Consider the following 2,934-nt stretch of genomic DNA (forward strand, 5'->3'; position numbering starts at 1 on the left):
TCAAAATAGTTCTATCTATTTTTGAGACACCACACTAGCATTCGCTAGAAGAGCCATTTTCCCCTCAATATCGCAGGCATGCCTCAGTCCAGAAACTCTTCTATCAGCCTGGCCACGGCCTCGGGCTGGTCGTGGTGCAGCATGTGGCCCGCGTCCTGCACCACGGCCACGCGGCAGTTGGGCACATGGGTAAGGCGCTCGTGGTATTCGTCCAGGCTGTAGCGCTCTTTCCACCACTGGCCCAGGCTGTCGTCGCTGGCCTCCACCGCCAGCACCGGGGCGGTGATGCGGGCATACAGGGCCAGCGTCTCGTCCACGCGAAACAGTTGGGCGCTGGTCACCTTGTGGGCCGGGTCGCCCAGGATTTCCCACCGGCCCTGGGCATTGGGCCGCGCCCAGTGCTGTGCCAGCCAATCAGCCTTGTCTTGCGAGAGGCGGGGGTTGGTCTTCATGAGGCGGCGGGCCACCCCGCTGGCGTCGTCGTAAGTGTTCAGGGTTTTTTCGCCCTGGTGCAGTTGCTTGATCTCATCGATCCACTGGGCGTACCGCGTGGGCGCCTGCGCCGGGCGGGTGGCGGGCATGCCAAAGCCTTCCAGGTTGACCAGACGGCGAATGCGCTCGGGCCGCACACCGGCGTACATCATGGCCACGTTGCCGCCCATGCTGTGGCCCACCAGGTCCACGGCCTGGCCGGGGGCGTAATGGTCGAGCAGCATGTCCAGGTCTGCCAGGTAGTCGGCAAACACATAGTGGTCGGCCTGCGGCGTGCTGGTCTGCCCAAAGCCGCGCCAGTCGGGCGCCAGAATGCGCCGCTGCTGGCGCAGCGCATCCACCGTGAACTGGTACGAGGCGCCCACGTCCATCCAGCCATGCAGCAGCACCAGCGGGGGCAGGGGGCTTTGCTCGGGGCCCCAATGGTTCACGTGGTAGGTGAGGCGGCGCAGGGGCAGGGTGCTGCTGCGCAGAGGGTGGATGGGCTGGTACATGGGGCGAAAAACTCGGTGCACTGCTGCGTGGCGCGGGTGATATGGGGTTGCGCCAATGTTACGGCGCACCGCCGCAAGGCCGGGCGGGGCGGCTGTCACCTAGGAGTCTGTCGGCGTGCCGCCCGGCCTGGCTTCTCGCCCCATGCCCCGCCCCCCGCATTTCGGCAGGTTGCTGCGCCCAGTCAGGTTCTTGGAGGGCTGTAGCATTCGCGTCTCGCTCACGTTTCACATTCTCCCGATAGGACCTGAAGATGGCACCCCTTTTCCGCTCTCTCTGCGTTGCAACGCTGCGCCGCACGGCGCACCTGACGGCCTGGGCCACGCTGGCTGCATTTGCCAGCGCCCCCGCCCATGCCCAGGGCTCGCCGATCAAGGTGGGGGTGGCGCTGGACGTGTCGGGCCCGTTTGCCGGCCCCGGCGCCGAGGCACGCGATGGGTTTGCGCTGGCCATCAAGCAACTGGGCAGCAAGCTGGGCGGCCAGCCCGCAGAGTTTGTGCAGACCGACATGGCTGGCAGCCCCGACCAGGCCAAGCAGCTGGTAGACCGCTTTGTGCAGCGCGAAAAGATCGACCTGTTCACCGGCCCCATCGCCAGCAACGTGGCGCTGGCCGTGGCGCCCACGCTGTTTGCCGCCAAGGTGCCCTACCTGTCGAACAACGCGGGCCCCAGCCAGCTGGCCGGCGCACAGTGCAACCCCTACTTTTTTGGCACGGCTTACCAGAACGACCAGTTCCACGAGGCCGCTGGCCAGTTTGCTGCCGACCAGAAATTTGGCCGCATGGTGCTGATCGCCCCCAACTACCCCGCGGGCAAGGATTCGCTCACCGGCTTCAAGCGCAAGTTCAAGGGCCAGGTGGCCGACGAGATCTACACCAAGGTGGGGCAGATCGACTACGCGACCGAGCTGGCCCAGCTGCGCGCTGCCAAGCCCGATGCCGTGTATTTCTTCCTGCCCGGCGCCATGGGCATCAACTTCATCAAGCAGTTCGTAGGGGCGGGTCTGTCCAAAGACATCACCCTGGTCACCAGCGGTTTTTCGTCGGATGAAGACGTGATTGGTGCCGTGGGCGAGCCCATGCTGGGCCTGTTCAACACCACCCACTGGGCGCACGACCTGGACAACGCTGCCAACAAGGCCTTCGTGGCCGCCTTCCGCAAGGAATACGGTGGCCGCTACCCCTCGCTGTACGCCGCCCAGGCCTATGACGTGATCATGGCCATGGACGCTGCCGTGAAAGCCACAGGCGGCAAGGTCAGCGACAAGGAAGCGCTGACCAAGGCCATTGCCAAGGCGCAGTTCCCGTCGGTGCGCGGCAATTTCCGCTACGCCAACAACCACTTTCCGGTGCAGAACTTTTACCTGCGCAGCATCGGCAAAAACGCCGAAGGCCGCGTGACCAACAAGACCATCCGCACTGTCCTGGAGAACTACGGCGACGCGTACGCCGCGCAGTGCAAGCTGAAGTGAGCTTGGCCCTGAATCAAGTAAGCCTGTCTCGCCCGCCCCGCCTTTCTCTATGACCCAGCGCCGCGACCTTTGCATGGACGTGCCTTCCTTTTCGCGCACCGCCGCCTTGCCATGAACGCCATTCTTGTTTTTGAGCAACTGCTCAACGGTGCGGGCTACGGGCTCATGCTGTTCCTGATTGCCGCCGGCCTGACCCTGGTCTTCGGCGTGATGGACGTGCTGAACCTGTCGCACGGCTCACTGTTCATGGTGGGGGCGTATGTGGCTGCGCAGGTGCATGTGCAGTCGGGCTCGTTTGCGTTGGCGGTGGGGGTGGCGGTGGTGGTGACGGCCGCAGTGGCGGCGCTGCTGGAAGTCACGCTCATGCGCCGCCTGTACGGGCGCGACCACCTGGCGCAGGTGCTGGCCACGTTTGGCGTCATCCTGGTGGCGGACGATGCGGTCAAGATGATCTGGGGCCCCTCGCCGGTGATGGCTTC

The 2,934-nt window shown here is 64.9% G+C and carries 2 protein-coding genes and 1 pseudogene; 2 read left to right on the forward strand and 1 reads right to left on the reverse strand.

From position 1 onward, the window contains the following. Window positions 1-83: 83 nt before the first annotated feature. On the reverse strand, window positions 84-986 hold the full coding sequence (locus tag AADJ04_RS17810; protein WP_066694955.1) for an alpha/beta hydrolase: 903 nt from the start codon (window positions 984-986) through the stop codon (window positions 84-86). Between the two features lie 251 nt (window positions 987-1,237). Between AADJ04_RS17810 and AADJ04_RS17815 the strand changes: the two genes are divergently transcribed. Beyond that, complete coding sequence (locus tag AADJ04_RS17815; protein WP_082758734.1) at window positions 1,238-2,455, forward strand: ABC transporter substrate-binding protein; 1,218 nt, start codon at window positions 1,238-1,240, stop codon at window positions 2,453-2,455. Window positions 2,456-2,566: 111 nt separating this feature from the next. After that, window positions 2,567-2,934 (forward strand): annotated as a pseudogene (locus AADJ04_RS17820) (branched-chain amino acid ABC transporter permease); the annotation flags it as partial.

The sequence above is a fragment of the uncultured Acidovorax sp. genome (assembly GCF_964021665.1).
GTDB classification, from domain to species: domain Bacteria; phylum Pseudomonadota; class Gammaproteobacteria; order Burkholderiales; family Burkholderiaceae_C; genus Acidovorax; species Acidovorax temperans.